Source organism: Butyrivibrio sp. X503 (assembly GCF_003625475.1).
Lineage (GTDB): Bacteria > Bacillota > Clostridia > Lachnospirales > Lachnospiraceae > Butyrivibrio.
Genome location: NZ_RAIQ01000004.1, coordinates 215,921 through 230,942 on the forward strand (window position 1 = coordinate 215,921; position 15,022 = coordinate 230,942).

Annotated in this window: 17 protein-coding genes and 1 tRNA gene; 2 read left to right on the forward strand and 16 right to left on the reverse strand. The window is 42.7% G+C overall.

Annotated elements, in window-relative coordinates; translation table 11 throughout:
- Positions 1-15 precede the first annotated feature (15 nt).
- The 5 genes from D6853_RS08805 to D6853_RS08825 all read right to left on the reverse strand — a co-directional run bounded on the left by D6853_RS08805 (position 16) and on the right by D6853_RS08825 (position 4,927).
- A complete protein-coding gene (locus tag D6853_RS08805; RefSeq protein ID WP_120657637.1) occupies positions 16-534 on the reverse strand; it encodes a CarD family transcriptional regulator in 519 nt (172 codons plus the stop codon).
- Between the two features lie 110 nt (positions 535-644).
- Complete coding sequence (locus tag D6853_RS08810) at positions 645-1,208, reverse strand: GNAT family N-acetyltransferase (protein ID WP_120657638.1); 564 nt, start codon at positions 1,206-1,208, stop codon at positions 645-647.
- A gap of 1 nt (position 1,209) precedes the next feature.
- Positions 1,210-1,647, reverse strand: a complete 438-nt coding sequence (locus tag D6853_RS08815; protein WP_120657639.1) for a hypothetical protein — start codon at positions 1,645-1,647, stop codon at positions 1,210-1,212.
- Positions 1,644-3,545 (reverse strand): EAL domain-containing protein, encoded by a 1,902-nt coding sequence (locus D6853_RS08820; RefSeq protein ID WP_120657640.1) that lies wholly within the window; start codon positions 3,543-3,545, stop codon positions 1,644-1,646. Before D6853_RS08820 ends, D6853_RS08815 begins: the two co-directional genes overlap by 4 nt.
- A 71-nt stretch (positions 3,546-3,616) precedes the next feature.
- Entirely contained in the window at positions 3,617-4,927 is a 1,311-nt protein-coding gene (locus D6853_RS08825) for an alpha-amylase family glycosyl hydrolase (RefSeq protein ID WP_120657641.1), read from the reverse strand.
- Between the two features lie 156 nt (positions 4,928-5,083).
- Between D6853_RS08825 and D6853_RS08830 the strand changes: the two genes are divergently transcribed.
- Positions 5,084-5,157 (forward strand) — tRNA-Met (locus tag D6853_RS08830).
- Positions 5,158-5,251: 94 nt separating this feature from the next.
- On the forward strand, positions 5,252-5,659 hold the full coding sequence (locus D6853_RS08835; RefSeq protein ID WP_120657642.1) for a hypothetical protein: 408 nt from the start codon (positions 5,252-5,254) through the stop codon (positions 5,657-5,659).
- Between the two features lie 51 nt (positions 5,660-5,710).
- Here D6853_RS08835 and D6853_RS08840 read toward each other — a convergent pair whose 3' ends face one another.
- The 11 genes from D6853_RS08840 to D6853_RS08895 form a co-directional block, all read right to left on the reverse strand.
- Positions 5,711-6,004 (reverse strand): hypothetical protein, encoded by a 294-nt coding sequence (locus tag D6853_RS08840; protein WP_120657643.1) that lies wholly within the window; start codon positions 6,002-6,004, stop codon positions 5,711-5,713.
- A gap of 43 nt (positions 6,005-6,047) precedes the next feature.
- Entirely contained in the window at positions 6,048-7,400 is a 1,353-nt protein-coding gene (locus D6853_RS08845) for an MATE family efflux transporter (RefSeq protein ID WP_120657644.1), read from the reverse strand.
- 299 nt (positions 7,401-7,699) lie between these two features.
- On the reverse strand, positions 7,700-9,469 hold the full coding sequence (argS, locus tag D6853_RS08850) for an arginine--tRNA ligase (protein WP_120657645.1): 1,770 nt from the start codon (positions 9,467-9,469) through the stop codon (positions 7,700-7,702).
- 91 nt (positions 9,470-9,560) lie between these two features.
- Positions 9,561-10,196 carry a hypothetical protein gene (locus tag D6853_RS08855; protein WP_120657646.1) on the reverse strand — a complete coding sequence of 212 codons (636 nt, stop codon included), beginning with the start codon at positions 10,194-10,196 and terminating at the stop codon, positions 9,561-9,563.
- A 2-nt stretch (positions 10,197-10,198) separates the two neighbouring features.
- Entirely contained in the window at positions 10,199-10,885 is a 687-nt protein-coding gene (locus D6853_RS08860; protein ID WP_120657647.1) for an epoxyqueuosine reductase QueH, read from the reverse strand.
- The gene (gene aroE / locus D6853_RS08865; RefSeq protein ID WP_120657648.1) at positions 10,878-12,284 is read right to left on the reverse strand and encodes a shikimate dehydrogenase; all 1,407 of its coding nucleotides are present in this window, start codon (positions 12,282-12,284) and stop codon (positions 10,878-10,880) included. Before aroE ends, D6853_RS08860 begins: the two co-directional genes overlap by 8 nt.
- Before the next feature lie 89 nt (positions 12,285-12,373).
- Positions 12,374-12,796: a hypothetical protein gene (locus D6853_RS08870; protein WP_120657649.1), complete on the reverse strand. Its 423-nt coding sequence runs from the start codon at positions 12,794-12,796 to the stop codon at positions 12,374-12,376.
- Positions 12,797-12,913: 117 nt separating this feature from the next.
- A complete protein-coding gene (locus D6853_RS08875; RefSeq protein WP_120657650.1) occupies positions 12,914-13,372 on the reverse strand; it encodes an Imm30 family immunity protein in 459 nt (152 codons plus the stop codon).
- A gap of 331 nt (positions 13,373-13,703) precedes the next feature.
- The gene (locus D6853_RS08885) at positions 13,704-14,198 is read right to left on the reverse strand and encodes an ankyrin repeat domain-containing protein (protein WP_120657652.1); all 495 of its coding nucleotides are present in this window, start codon (positions 14,196-14,198) and stop codon (positions 13,704-13,706) included.
- On the reverse strand, positions 14,191-14,535 hold the full coding sequence (locus D6853_RS08890; protein ID WP_120657653.1) for a hypothetical protein: 345 nt from the start codon (positions 14,533-14,535) through the stop codon (positions 14,191-14,193). Before D6853_RS08890 ends, D6853_RS08885 begins: the two co-directional genes overlap by 8 nt.
- 12 nt (positions 14,536-14,547) lie before the next feature.
- A complete protein-coding gene (locus D6853_RS08895; RefSeq protein ID WP_120657654.1) occupies positions 14,548-14,850 on the reverse strand; it encodes a hypothetical protein in 303 nt (100 codons plus the stop codon).
- Between the last annotated feature and the right edge of the window lie 172 nt (positions 14,851-15,022).

Below are 15,022 nucleotides of genomic sequence, written 5' to 3' on the forward strand. Positions count from 1 at the left end.
AAAAGAGACTGCGCATCACGCAGTCTCCAAAGGTAGATGTGAAAGTTCAGTTAGAACTCTGTCCTTAACGATATCTTTTTCAGTTTTAAGAGCAAAAGCCATCTCAGTATAGAGAAGCTTCTCGGCAATATTCAAGTATTTTTCATTAAGAGCGGCAAACTTCTTACCCTCTGATTCACGAACTGCCTTGATCTTGTGAAGTGCTTTCACAAGGCTCATCATTTCATCTGCAATGTTTCTTTTGATAATTGCGGCAATCTCAGGCTCCGCCTTCTTGCCCTCCGGAAGTTCGATCTCATCAACTTCCTCAATGTCAACGATCAGTTCTTCGGCATCATCAGCGCTCATTACATCGCGAACCTTATCATCAGCCCCATCAACGGGAACGTAGATAACACTGCCCGCATCGACAGCAGAGACCATCATGTAATACTGCTTCTCATTTCCCCTCTCAAGAAACGATGGTACAAGTACCTCCCGTATCTTGCACAAACCATGGTTACCGTAAATTACGCACTCGCCTACATTTAACATATTGTTCCTCCTTTTCAAAAAAACAATCTGCTATCCGTATTGAAAGCGCTTTCACCAAAGAACAAAAAAATTTTACTCGCGGTTTTCTCGCGAGAGACGAACTTATTATATCACAATTTCGTATTTTTTGTAAGCTCCCAATCCTTTTTTGTGAGAACATTTACAAGCTCGCATCTCACCTCGCCAAGCAGCTTTACTTCGCACCTTTTATTGACGTGACTCAGCTTAAAACCTAGCTTTTCCTGCACTCTCTTCGACTGCTCATTGCCAAAAAAATATGCGCAGTAGATCTTCTCAAGACCTATGTCCGAAAAGCCGTGCCTGATCATTTCCGCGGCTGCCTCTGTCGCAATTCCGTTACTCCAAAACGGGTATCCGACCCAATATCCAAGCTCCGCTTCATCGACTTTAGTCGCATTGTTGCTGCCGTCCGAAAAAGTAAGTCCGATGCTTCCGATAGGCTCGTTGTTTCCGCCTTTAAGGCAGATAGCGTATACCTCATCTTTACTAAGCACCGTCCTTATTATCGCAAGGCTGTACTTCTCGCTCTCGTGCACAGGCCAACCCGCAGCCGGCCCCACTCTTTTGTCTTTGGCGTATTTAAAGAGGACTGAAGCATCATCTTCAGTCCACCCTCTTAATATTAATCTTCCCGTTTCAAGTACTATGCTCATATCACACGCTCGTATAGCTAAATCCCGTCTTTTTTTCAAATGCATCAAATGATTTTTTAAAAAGGATCATATAGGCGCTTTCCTTATGCGCGGCCTCCGCCGTCAGATAAAAGATAACCTTGCCGCTCTTTATGTCAAACTCGATGTCATGCTGCGGATCGAGCGCATCTATATCCTTAAAAGAAATACCATATTTTTCCCTGCAAAATTCATCTCTGTTCTCAAGATTCATCGCATACTCTATTATCTTACCCTTGAACCTCAGCATTGCATCAAGCTGTTCAAGCATTATCTGATGCGCAACGTTAAATGCATTGATCTCATAGCCCACGAGGCGCATATCTGAAACTATCCTGTTAAAATCCGCACTCGTACTCATAAACGGATCAATCTTGTCTTCACCACAGCCAAACACAGCATCGTACAATCCTTCGTTCATTGTGCTCTCCTTTCGTTATCCTTAAGGAATTCTATGAAATCAGTTTCATTTACAGGTCTTGAGTAGTAAAAACCCTGAAGATACTCTACTCCGCTATCGATAAGCACCTTGGCCTGCTCCAAAGTTTCAACACCCTCGGCAAGAATATGAAGTCCGTAGTCTTTGAGGAAATTTATCGTATACTTAAGCATCCTTAAATTCTCGGGCTTCTTGCTGTCAAGACACTGCCAGACAAACTCTTTGTCAAGCTTAACGAGCAGATAATCCATCTTTAGAAGCTCCAAAAGATTGGAATATCCGGATCCGAAGTCGTCCATCGAGAACGTGCTGCCTCTTTCTTTGAGCCTTTTGACATTCTCTTTAAATACCTCGTCGTTGTTGATGTATGACGTCTCAGTGATCTCAAAGTTGATGAATTCAGGCGGGATATTATATTTTTCCATCTTGCATATGAGTCTGTCGTGGGTCTTAATATCAACCGCCTCATTACCCGAAAGATTGACTTCTATCGTCCTTATGCCGTATTCGGATATCTTTTCCCTGGTTATAAAAGAGCAGACTTTTTCAAATACAAGATCGTCCATTTCAATGATAAGTCCGCATTTCTCGGCAATAGGCACAAACTCTTCGGGCGAAATGTACGCTTCCCCATCCGGGCGGATCAGCCTTACAAGCGCCTCCGCAGATGAAAAAGATCCGTCTTTTACATTTAAAATAGGCTGATAATAAACCTCAAATTTCTTATTCTTTATCGCATCTCTTACCACGTCCTCAATGCTGTTTCTGTAGATCATCTTATCAATTATCTTTTGATCGACAACAAGATTCGGCGAAGACTGCGTATGCACATATTCTCCCGAAACGAAATTCAGAACCTGCATCGTCTTATCAAGCTCTTTTACGCACCTCGGAATATCGAGTACGGAAAAGATCATCTTGTAGTTTCCAAGATCCCCCTTGTAATTATTGATGAGATTCATAAACGTCTCGACATTGGTTCTTTTCTTGGTGATAAAGCTAAGCGTGTTCCAATCAGAAAGATATCCGCTGATACCGATCTTTTTTGAAGCCATGTTTGCAATGGCACCTTGAATCGTGAAAAGATCATGCGTATCCGTTCCGGTAAACACCTTGGTCTTTCCGGTAAAAATAACAGACATTATGTAAAAAGGCCGCTCATAGCCGAAGTATTCGGCGAGCATTGATATAAACGAATCCTTGTTTCTTACATTCGGAATATTCTTTTCATAAAACTCTTTTGGATTTTCCAGAGAGATAAAAAGAATCAGCGCCATCACCATTACGGCAAGCGAAAAAATCTGGACACCCTTGGTATAGAACTGGAAGATTGCTATGCAGGCCCATATAAAAAGACCTATCTCAATCGCCGCAAACTCGTCTTTTCTCATCCTTCCCCTATAGATAAACGCGACGATAAGAGCAACTAAGATATACGCAAATCCCGTGGCATAAGCATATGTGATCGCAGATCCGATGCTGTAATAGTACCCGGGCGCAGTCCTTGAATAAGAGATCTCGCCCATTATAACAACACCGATCGCAATTAAAAGGGGAATAGCCATGATCGCCATGTAGATGAACATGCGGCGATACCTATAGCAGATCTTGGAACACAGATATGCGCACACGACAAAAACAGTGATAAGAAGCGTTATAATATAGAAATTCTGAGATAACCTTCTTAGCACGGCATAGACCTTATGAAGGTAGATGAATACTGTACATTCAAATATCTCACAGAGCACATTTACAAAAGCGGTTATAAGGAAAAATAGATATATTCGCGAAGAAATAAGCTCCGGCATGTTCCTTCTAAGATACATGCATATCAGTATTCCAAGTACCAAAATTGCAATAAGTGGTGTACGTATTTCCATAAACTAATTATATTATACTTTCTGCACGTCAACAACAGAAATCAAGGTTTCAAATAAGACCATAGGTAGCGTTACTGCAGCTTAGAAATGATATAGGCAGTGTAAGGAGGAAGCTCAAGTCCTCCGCCAAAATCAATCTCTTTTCCGCTGATAAGATCCACGCCCTTTCCGGCCCTTGCATCAAAGTTCGCATGAAAAGACCCTTCGTCTGCATTTATTACAACCAGCGCCCTATCGTCCTCGCACTCTCTTTCAAATATGCACTGTCTGTTGGTCAAAAGAAGTGACTTAAAGCCGCCGTAGTTAAGCGCTTTCGATTCGTTTTTTGCCTTGCACAAAGAAGCTATTGTATCCGTGAGCTCGTTCCACTGCGGTTTTTCAAAGCACGGACGAAGTGCCGGATCGCCCTGCGATTTATCGGCTTTTTCGCCCCACTCGCTTCCGTAGTAAACTGTGGGTATTCCGGGCATTCCGAACATTATAGTGTAGATCAGCTTAAGATGCTCCGGTCTGTTCAGTATCGAAGCGATCCTGCTGACATCGTGGTTGTCGACAAAGCTTATGAGATGTCGTCCCTTATACAGCGTCCAATTTTCAGGTCCGAACTGGCGCAAAAGAGAATGGATTATCTCGAACAGGTTCATGCTGTTGAGCGCAGAAAACATGCCCTTGTAGCACTCGTAGTTGGTAGCACTGTGGCACAGCTCGTCGCCCATAATTCTGTTGTAATCTCCGCCTATCATCTCTCCTGTAAGGAAAAAGTCCGATTTAAAGCTGTCCGTCTCGCGGCGAAGTCTTTTTATAAACTCGGTATCAAGGCAGTAAGCCACATCGAGCCTAAGCCCGTCAATATCAAATTCCTCGATCCAGCTTTTTACGCTGTCTATCAAGTAATCCGCAACCTCCGGGTTTCTTAAGTTAAACTTTACCAGATCGTAATTGCCCTCCCAGCCTTCGTACCAAAGGCCGTCATTGTAATTGCTGTTCCCGTCAAAGTTTATATTGAACCAGTCCTTATACTTAGAGTCCCATCTTTTTTCAAGGACATCTTGAAAGCCAAAGAAACCGCGGCCCGCGTGATTAAACACACCATCAAGAATGATGCGTATTCCCTCTTTATGAAGCGCCTTGCAGACCTTGGCAAAGTCCTCATTGGTTCCGAGCCTCACATCGATTTTATGGTAGTCCCTGGTATTGTAGCCATGCGTATCCGATTCAAATATTGGATTAAAAAGAACCGCTCCCACTCCGAGCTTTTTAAGATGCTGAATCCAATCGATCACCTTGAGTATTCTGTGCTCGAGCTTTCCGTCATTTTCAAACGGCGCTCCGCAAAAACCCAGCGTATAGATCTGGTAAAAAGAAGTCTCATAAGCCCACATATTTTAGCCCCCTCATATGGTTGATTTACTTCCAAACGTGTATATAAAATATTATATACCGATTTCTGTCTTTTTTTCCAAATTCCTTGTTGACAACAGTGCCCCTGCTGAGTTATATTATCTAAGTCGGCTGTGACATGCAGCTTTGACATATATGGCGAGATAGCTCAGTTGGCTAGAGCACGCGGTTCATACCCGCGGTGTCGAGGGTTCGAATCCCCCTCTCGCTACTACGTAAAAAACAGGAATTCAGTAAATATCTGAGTTCCTGTTTTTGTATATATATTTTTTTACAAAAACCATTGATAATGAGGCTTGTTACAAATGGATATGATAATTATTGGAATTTTATATTTTGCAGGATGTTTAATGTTTGCCGGTTTGGGCATATGGTATGTACACCTGGCACTATCATGCAAACACATGGTAACCGCAACACTGATGAAGATAGAGTATAGATCCGCTCCCAAAAGCTATTCTATGAATGGCTTTGGATGTACACTTCATTTTCATGTAAAAGGAGATCAAGCCCGGAAATATAAAGTAGACAATGTTTTCTACTGGATTGGAAACAGAATGGAGAAGCACAAGAAATATAGCATTTATGTCTCATCCGATGGAAAACATGCTATATTAAACAGACTTACGTATTCTCTTCTCGGAATACTATTTATCTCATTAAGCATATTTTTCATCTACCAAGCAATACCAATAATTTTAGTTGCTATTTAACAAACAAAAGCCGCAAGAAATGCATTAGTCATGCAATCTTGCGGCTTATATTTATCCCTGAAGTCCTGCGGACTGTCTTACCATATCTTCCACTACAATGTCGTAGATCTCGCCTACGGTGTTGCAGTATTCAAGCACCTTCCAAGGGTAGTTGGTATGGAAGTGGATCTTGATAAGATCCTCGTCGCCTGCGACTATGAGGCTGTTTCCCTCAAAGTTCTCAGTGATGTAATCCGTTATCGCATCCTCATCAAGGTCCTCGTCTCTTCTGTCAATAAGAAGCTGTGTATCATAGCGATACGCAAGTGCATCCTCCTCGGGATCGATGTTAACAAAGTCTGCCATTTCTTTTTCCTCCGAATAATTTATTTGCCAAGTGTCCTACCTTTTAAACAACGTTATGTATCCACTTCTTACTTATAAAGCGGATTGTAAAGATGATCGCGCGAAGTCCCCAATCACTGAACATACCGATCCAAACACCCATAGCGCCGATATGTGCTACACGAATGAGGTAAGTCGCAAGCGTAACCCTGCAAAGCCACATGGTAAGAGTGGACACAAGCATAGAGAACTTAACGTCTCCCGCTGCTCTCATACCGTAAGCCGTTATAAATGACGGAGCCCATAAAATAGGCTTAAATATTGTAACCCAGCCCATCATGTATACGCACTGCATTGCACTCTCGACGGGCATTCCCGCAAGAGCGGTAACGGGACGCGATATCGCATAAACCAAAAGACAACTTGTTATGATCGCGATATATCCCCATTTGATCATCTTCTTTGTATAATATATTGCCTCATCTTTTAATCCCGCACCGAGGCACTGTCCGACTATTGTCATAAGGCCGATTCCGACACCGACTCCTGCGACGCCGTTGACGTTCTCAAGGATAACCGTCATTGACTGTGCCGCTATCGCTATTGTTCCGAGCGTTGAAACGGATGACTGTATCGCAAGTCTTCCAAACTGGAACATCGAGTTTTCTATTCCGTTGGGTACGCCCATCGCAAGTATCTTTTTGATACTATGTCTGTGAGGCCGGATCTTCAAATAGTCTTTTACCGAGATCTCATTCTTATCGCTTCTAAGAAGGATCAAAAGAACTACCGCATTAAATATTCTGGAAACAAGCGTTGAAGTAGCAGCACCTGCTACTCCCAGTTTAAATACATAAATAAGTGTCGCATTTCCGGCAACATTAAGTAAGTTTGAAATAATAGCTATATTCATGGGAAGTCTGGTATTGGACTGGGATCTGAATATAGCACTGCTGGCCGCCGCTAGCGCAACAAACGGATATGACAATATGGTCAAAAGAAAATAAACCTGCGAGGCTCTCATGACATCGGCCTCAACCTCTCCGAATATAAGGCTTAACAGGCCGTTTCGGAATATAAGGCCAAGAATTGTCATAAAAAGCGAAATGGAAAGTGAAACAAGAAGCACCTGTCTTGCCGAGTCATTGGCCTTTTGGAGGTTTCTCTGACCGATATAATTAGAGCAGATGATGACACCGCCTGTCGCCATGGCATTAAATGCCTGCACGACAAGTAAGTTTACCGCGTCAACAAGAGACACTCCGGAAAGAGCTGCCGGGCCGACGGTACTAACCATCATTGAGTCCGCCATACCCATAAGGGAGGTCAGGAATTGTTCCGCTATAATAGGAATCAGCAACAGGAGTAACTGCCTGTTGCTGAACATATGATTGGTTTTTTCATTTGTATTTTCCATATTTTGTCCCTATAAGAAAAAATAGAAAACTGTACGCTTTTCTTGTTCGCGAGCCTTCGTCACGCTACTTCGTTCGCGAGCCTTCGTCACGCTACTTCGTTCGCGAGCCTTCGTCACGCTACTTCGTTCGCGATAATACGGATTGCTACATGCTTCGCATTCTCGCAATCCTACGTACATGAGGAAATCGACCTGCTCACTGCGTTCGCATGTCTTTTTTCCTCATGTACGTTAAGTCCTTTCATAACCAAAGTTTTTTGTGCAAGCACAAAACTTTGGTTACTCATGACTTTTATCGCTCACATCCGCTCCGGCGCACTAAATCCAAGTAAATCGATTCCTGTTTCAAGAACTTTAAGTGTTATTGAAAGGAGGGCGATATAGCTGCTCTTCTTATCTTCGTCAGCTTCCGAAAGGATCTTGGTTCCGTGATAGAAGCTGTTAAATGCATTACTGAGCTCATAGATATAAGCACAAACTCTGTTGGGAGAAAGATCCTTGGCAGCGCTCTCGATGGCGTCCGCAAATCTTGTGATGATGAGCATAAGGCTCTTCATTGCGTCGCTGTCGGGGTTACCGAGCTTAGCGTCCTTGACACTTCCGCCCTCGTTCTCATACTTCTTAAGGATCGACTTGATTCGAACCATTGTGTAGAGAATGTACGGGCCTGTATCTCCCTCAAATGAAGTGAATTTATCTATGTCAAAAATATAATCCTTGGAAGGCTGATTGGAAAGATCGCCATACTTGATCGCGGAAACCGCAACCTTGTGAGCTGTATCTTTTGCCTCCTCATCGGAGATATCGGGATTACCCTCTTTGATCCTGCCGAGCATCTTCTCATCGATCTCAGCGATAAGGTTCTCAAGACGCATTACGCCGCCTTCTCTTGTCTTGAAAGGCTTTCCGTCAGTGCCGTTCATTGTACCGAAGCCAACGAAGTGAAGCTCTGTCTCGGGCATAACAAGCTTGGTCTTTCTTGCGCAGCGGAACACCTGTGTAAAGTAGAGTTCCTGTCTCTTATCAACGACATAGATGATTCCTTCGGGATGATTTTCATCCATACGCTGTCTGATGGTCGCAAGGTCTGTCGTGTTGTACAAAGAAGCTCCGTCTGACTTAAGGATCATGCAAGGCGGGATCTCTTTTGTATCCGTCTCCTCAGCAACGTCAACGACAAGAGCGCCCTGGCTCTCATGCGCATAGCCCTTGGTCTTCATGTACTCAACCATATCAGGGATAGCAACATGTGCGTCGGACTCACCCTTCCAGAGGTCAAAAGAAACTCCGAGTTTGTTATAGTTCTTTTTAAGGTCTTCAACAGACACATTGAGGATGTGGTGCCAAAGAGCTCTGTAAGGCTTGTATCCGTCCTGCAAAAGCTTGGTAGCTTCCATTGCCTCAGCCTTGTAAGCCTCGTCCTCTTTGGACTTCTTGCTGGCTGCGGGATAGATTTCCTCAAGCTCGGATACTGTGAAAGGTGCTTCCTTGGGATATGCACCGGTATAATCGGGATCAAAGTAGCAAAGATCGGGCTTTCTCTCCTTGAGACCTGTGATAACAAGTCCCATCTGAAGTCCCCAGTCTCCGAGATGCACATCGCCGATAACCTTGTTTCCTGTATAACGGAGGATTCTCTTGATACTCTCTCCGATAACGGCTGAACGAAGGTGGCCTACGTGAAGAGGCTTCGCAACGTTGGGTCCGCCGTAATCAATGATGTATGTAGGTTCGTGGCCGGGCATTGTAACACCCATGTGCTTTTCGTGAAGCATCTTAACTATATAGCTTCTTGCGAAATCGCCGCTTACTATGATATTAAGAAATCCGGGCTTAACGGACTCAACCTTTTCAAACATCTCGTTGCCTGTAAGATTTGCGGCAACATCATCAGCGATCATGAAAGGAGCCTTGCCGTACTTCTTGGCACCTGCCATCGCTCCGTTACACTGATACTCACAAAGGTCGGGTCTGTTGGAAATGGTCACTCTTCCGAGTTCCCTGTCATATCCTGCCTTTTCGAATGCGTCTCCGACTTCCTTGGAAATAATCTCTAATACTTTATCCAAATCAAAACCTTCTTTCTAAAAGCTTTTTCTTTTCATAAATAGACTACACGATTTTATCAAAATCTTTTATCTCCTGCAACGTCAAAACTTGCTATGACAAAATCAAAATCGCAAATCTGATCAGTACAATAAAAACAGCGAGCTCACCGATGTAGATCCATTGCAAAACCTTCCCGAATTTATTGTATTTGTACTTAACTCTTGAAATTATCAGCAAAATATACGGTCCGAACAGCAAGCAAAAAATAAGCAGCACAACCACCAAAACTGTCTGAGCCGGATAAAGATTATCGGACAAAAAATAAAGAAACGGATCAAGTGCGCTGTCGTCAATCATAAGGCTGACTATAAGACCTCTGAGCGTAAGCCAAAGAAACAAAGATATAATTCCGAGCCAAAACGCTGCTTTACTCTGATTGTCGGCAATCTTTTTCTGCGCAAGATACTGTGCTTTGGCGGGTGTCCATATTCCGCTTGCCCGCATTGCCTTGGGCAACATAGGCGGTACCATATTAGGGCGAATCGCTTGTCCTGCCTGCGGCATCGGTCCCATCGGCCCCATCTGTCCTCCGTATCCTACAGGCGGTATATTATTCTGAGTCCTACGCGCATACTCTTCCTGCGTAAGCTTAAGCTCGGTAACTGGATCAAGCTGCACCTGACTCAGATCCTCCGTGGGCAATATCGGCTCGCCCGTTATGGGATTGTGTTTTATTTCGTTTCCCATGATTACTTCTCTTTATCCTCCGCCTTTTGTCTTTCTCTTTCGGCTTTTGAAAAGCCGCAGCCGCAGTAATCCTGTCTGTATAAACAAAATCTCTGCGATAACTCTATCGACCGCTTATATCCGTCCTTCTTTTTAAAATCAGATGGCAAAAAAGAAACTGCTTTTCCCGCTACTTTTTCACCGATTTCATTCAAAACATCGGCATTCTTAAGAGGACTTATCGTAAGCGTCGTCGTGAAATACTCAAATCCCTCCTTAGCCGCGGTTTCCGCAGTCTTACGAAGTCTCAGTTCAAAGCATTTCCTGCACCTTTCGCCGCCCTCGGGGATATCCTCGTATCCCTTCACGGCTTCAAAGTACTCCTTTGGATCGTACTCGCCCTCGATGATAGCTATCTTTCTTGCGTGTTCATCGGAGTGCATTCCTTCAAAGTTCTTTTCCTCGACCTGACGATTGTACTCCTCTATCAGTCTCTTTTCCTCAGCAACTCTCTTGTGATATTCCCTATCCTCAGTGATGTTCGGGTTGTAAAAAAAGACCGTCACATCAAAGTACTGCCTCAGAAACTCCAGGCAGTGCGATGAACATGGTGCGCAGCACACATGCAAAAGAAGCTTTGGAACCACGCCATTTTTTTGAAACTCATCTATTTTATTTTCCAGTTCTTTGTAATAGTTTCTTTTATTCAATGCCAAGACTTCCTATAATCTCACTAACAATCTCTTTTGGAGTCTTTCCATCGGTGTCGATAATGATATCAGCTGCTTCCTCATAGAATCCGCCGCGCTCTTCCTGCATCTTCTTTATCTTGGAAAGCGGGTCGTCGCCGCGAAGAAGCGGGCGCGATGTATCATCTTTTATCCTGTTATAAACTTCCTCGGGGCTTGTCTTAAGGTAAACTACTTTGCCGCATTTCTTAAGAAGCTCGCGATTTTCTTTCCTAACGGGAAGGCCGCCGCCAAGGGAGATAACCATCTCTCTTACGTGCTCATCAACAAGCATCTTTATAAGATCCGTCTCCATGTCTCGGAAAGCCTGCTCACCTTGAACGTCAAAGATCTCAGAAATCGAGCAGCCCTCAGCCTCCGAAATCGCTTCATCTGTATCGATAAGTTCAAGCTCCAGCTCCTCTGAAAGAAGCTCGGATACTGTCGTCTTACCGCTTCCCATAAAGCCTTCGAGAATTATATTTGTCGCTCCCATAACATCCATCACAAGCGATTTGTAGATGATATCAGCCTCTTCCTTGCTGATCTTGATATTATCTTCCTCAAACCAAAGCTCAAATGCATCGATTCCCTGGTAAAGAAGCATCTTAAGCCCGGAGAATGTCTTTGCTCCGGCTGCTTTTGCAAGCTTCATAAACTTAGTCTCAAGCGGCTTATACACAACATCAAGCGCAGCATGCACATGCTTGTAGAACTCCTCATCCTCGATAACCGCACTGTTAACATCGGGGAAAAGACCTACCGACGTGCACTGGATGGCAAAAAAGCTGTCTTCTTTTGAAAGGAGTTCTTTATAAGAATCAAGAGGCATAGGGATAACCATATCACCAAGGTCTTCGTCTAGCGCTTCATTGACCTCTTTTGCCACATTCTCTGCTTTCTCGTAAGTTCTGTTAAGAACATAGACTTTCCTTGCGCCTTTTGTCGCACAAAGATAAGCGACAGGTCTTGCAACACCGCCGGCTCCGAGGATAACTACAGTCTGTCCGTCAAGAACTATTCCCTCATCCTGCATAGCGTGGTAAAGCCCCGTCATATCCGTGTTGTAGCCCTTAAAACCGCCCTCACATCTAACGAGAGTGTTGACCGCGCCGATGCCCTCCGCAAGAGGATCTATCTCCACAAGATGGTCGATAACATCGCTCTTGTACGGAACCGTCACGTTAAGACCTTTTATCCCGAGCGCATTTGCGCCTCTTACGGCATTTTTCACGCCACCCTTCGGAACTTCAAAGGGAACGTAAACAAGGTTAATGCCCTTCATCTGCGCTATTGAATTGTGTATAAGCGGTGACATTGTGTGATGTACCGGATTTCCGATAAGCCCGCAAGTCAGCGTATTTCCGTCTGTATAATTCATAAACTTCCTCCGAAGTAAATCTCTTTAGTCCTTGATAAATTGTACATTAAAAAAAGAGGCCCTACAATAGGGCCTCCCTGAATTCGCTTTTAATTTAGTTTCAGAACGACGCCGTCGTCTGAGCTTGTGATGATGTTTCCGGTCTTGCCGGAGAGATCTTTTCCTACGAAGTACTGATACTCGTGGAGGATTGAATCCTTCTGCATTCCGGAGATGGCACGCTTCATGTCGTCGGAAGCAAGTCCGCCGTAAGTCATGTAAGAAGAATCCGCGGTGCCTTCACCGATCGATAACGATACGCTTTCTCCGAATATATCTTCACGTATAGGCTTGGGCCCTTCGAACGGTCCCTGCTGCGCTTCTCTCGGCTGTGCCTCAGCTCCCTTGGTGTCGGGACTTACCGCGCCGGGATTAACGGCTCCGGGCTTTACACTCAATTCACTGTCTTTCGCGGAGGGAATATTATATGCATTGTACTTAGGTGCAAAGCCATTTATTGTATTGTATGCCATAAATACGTCCTCCTTCCCGAAAATTTGGTTTTACATAATATATATCGGCGTAAATAAACAAAAATTAAAGATAAATCTATTAAAAAACTAAAAAACAAACACTTCTCCGCATATATATTAGTCATTTGCAATCATCTTTTTCATATAATCAATCTTATCTGCAAATCGTTTTGGATCGTCTTTCTTAATATTATCGAATAAAGCTATTATTTTTTCTTTATCATCAACGTTCATGTTTCTAATAACATCAATATACATTTCTGTATATTTTGGGTTATTTAATATTCGTATATTCAAGATTTTTGCCCAGTCACGAGCCTCTGACATATTCGGCGAGCAATTTGCTATCATTCTTAAGCATTCACTTCCCTCTAAAGATTCTATCAAATGAACAAGCCCAAACATAACTTCATCATCTTGCGTGTCATCCAAGAAAGCGCCACATAGCATTTCTATATCACTTGGCAATATACAATCTTGCAACGACAATATTGCTTCATCAAAAGCGATACACTCTTCGTTAGTACTAAGCTTTCTAGATTCTATTAGTTTTTGTACTAATGCCGTTTTATCCATGAATTATATCAGCTTTCTTGTTTTATCCAATCTTCGTGTTCACTATTCCTATAAGCTACCCATCCCAAAGGTAAATCAGAAATTTGATTAACAATCGGATCGATACTGACTATTTCGTATAATGAAATCGTATTTAATATTAAGATACTTTACAAGTTCTATTTGTCCTTTGCTTGCTGCAACCTCCAACCACGTTCCAAATGGTGTTTCGGCAAAAAGAAGTTCTTGATCATTTTTCAACACTTCTTTCACCTCTTCACTATTTCCTTGTTTAATCAACTGTCGCACTTTTTTTAATCTTCATTATTCATCCTGAAAACTCTAAGTATATTTACATTTTCTCTTTAAGATAATCTGCTATCTCAGTTCGACCATACAGCTTGGCGTAATCATATGCATTTACATTATCATAATCACCTATTCCATAGCATGGTGTGAGATCTATTCCTTTTTCTACCAAGAATTTGACCACATCAAAATGATCATTATATATAGCTGCAATCAAAGGATTTCTTGCAAAAGTGCTTACATCAAAGATGGCGCCATTATCATAAAGCAATTTAACCATATCCAAATCACCTTCAAACGCTGCATCTGTCAACGCTGATACATCTCCTGCTCCACCTGTTTTATTGATATCAATTCCTCGTTCAATCAAATACCTTGCTACATCAAACAATCCAAACGTCGCTGCATCTTGTAAAAATGTCCCACAAGGAGTAACCTCTTCCAAAATTCCCTGATTATTATCAATCAATTCTTTTATATGCTCTAAATCATTGCTCTTTATAGCTTTCCGCATTTCCTTTAATATTTCTTTATCCATCTATTCTCTTTTTCCACTTTTCAATCAACTCATCCAGCTTCTTTATTGCCGCATCAAGCTCAGAGATATGAGTACTTGTAGCTTTCATAGCTTTTCTTGTATTCTCATTCGTTTCGTTCTGGAACTGTGCCGCTTCTTTCTCTCTGTCCCCCCTCCACTTAGAGGTCCTTGTCATGTCATAGATCTTGAAAGGATGATAGGCATCGTTTTCGACCAGGTTTTTCTTATCTGATATACGACCTCGTCCACCTTCAAAGATTCCCTTTAAATCTTCTGCCCTTCCGATTTTATCCCAGAGGCTGTCAATCTCTTCCTGTATTTCTTCTATTGATCTCATCTTTATTCCCCATTAATTCTTATCTACATCAACTTCTAAACTCTCACTTGCGACTTTATCGACTCTTATCATGCTGTCGCGCAGCTTAATAAAAGCAGTAGGTAGCACCACTGCCGATTCTGCGTTGTAGGCCTTCGAAGACTTAACGACATCCTTTAAAAGCTTCGTCATCTTCTTGCCCACAGCAAGATTGTCCCAGATTTCTTTGTTATTAAGTACTGAATCGGAAAGGACACAGTTAGACGCGGAGGTGCCAATAGAATCGACAATCTCCGTAAAGACATTCGTGTCCATGAAGACTTTATTTTCAGACATTTCCCCTATCCTTCCTTTTAATATTATAAGCGTATATGTGAATAACTTATTAACATAGTATCACTTATTGCTTCTCCCTTGCAAGAAAAAAGATTGAAGTTGTGAAAAAATATATCAGAATTAGCTTTGCTATATGACATCCTTTTATTTCTCGGATTCACGGTATTATATT

Excerpts from the sequence above, each read along its gene's own strand:
- D6853_RS08840 (WP_120657643.1), bottom strand. The coding sequence starts at position 6,004 with ATGGCAGACTTTGTTAACATCGATCCCGAGGAGGATGCACTTGCGTAT.
- D6853_RS08895 (WP_120657654.1), bottom strand. The coding sequence starts at position 14,850 with ATGTCTGAAAATAAAGTCTTCATGGACACGAATGTCTTTACGGAGATT.
- D6853_RS08815 (WP_120657639.1), bottom strand. The coding sequence starts at position 1,647 with ATGAACGAAGGATTGTACGATGCTGTGTTTGGCTGTGGTGAAGACAAG.
- D6853_RS08825 (WP_120657641.1), bottom strand. The coding sequence starts at position 4,927 with ATGTGGGCTTATGAGACTTCTTTTTACCAGATCTATACGCTGGGTTTT.
- D6853_RS08890 (WP_120657653.1), bottom strand. The coding sequence starts at position 14,535 with ATGAGATCAATAGAAGAAATACAGGAAGAGATTGACAGCCTCTGGGAT.
- D6853_RS08820 (WP_120657640.1), bottom strand. The coding sequence starts at position 3,545 with ATGGAAATACGTACACCACTTATTGCAATTTTGGTACTTGGAATACTG.
- D6853_RS08835 (WP_120657642.1), top strand. The coding sequence starts at position 5,252 with ATGGATATGATAATTATTGGAATTTTATATTTTGCAGGATGTTTAATG.
- D6853_RS08845 (WP_120657644.1), bottom strand. The coding sequence starts at position 7,400 with ATGGAAAATACAAATGAAAAAACCAATCATATGTTCAGCAACAGGCAG.
- aroE (WP_120657648.1), bottom strand. The coding sequence starts at position 12,284 with ATGAATTATACAGACGGAAATACGCTGACTTGCGGGCTTATCGGAAAT.
- D6853_RS08875 (WP_120657650.1), bottom strand. The coding sequence starts at position 13,372 with ATGGATAAAACGGCATTAGTACAAAAACTAATAGAATCTAGAAAGCTT.
- D6853_RS08810 (WP_120657638.1), bottom strand. The coding sequence starts at position 1,208 with ATGAGCATAGTACTTGAAACGGGAAGATTAATATTAAGAGGGTGGACT.
- D6853_RS08855 (WP_120657646.1), bottom strand. The coding sequence starts at position 10,196 with ATGGGAAACGAAATAAAACACAATCCCATAACGGGCGAGCCGATATTG.
- D6853_RS08885 (WP_120657652.1), bottom strand. The coding sequence starts at position 14,198 with ATGGATAAAGAAATATTAAAGGAAATGCGGAAAGCTATAAAGAGCAAT.
- D6853_RS08805 (WP_120657637.1), bottom strand. The coding sequence starts at position 534 with ATGTTAAATGTAGGCGAGTGCGTAATTTACGGTAACCATGGTTTGTGC.
- D6853_RS08870 (WP_120657649.1), bottom strand. The coding sequence starts at position 12,796 with ATGGCATACAATACAATAAATGGCTTTGCACCTAAGTACAATGCATAT.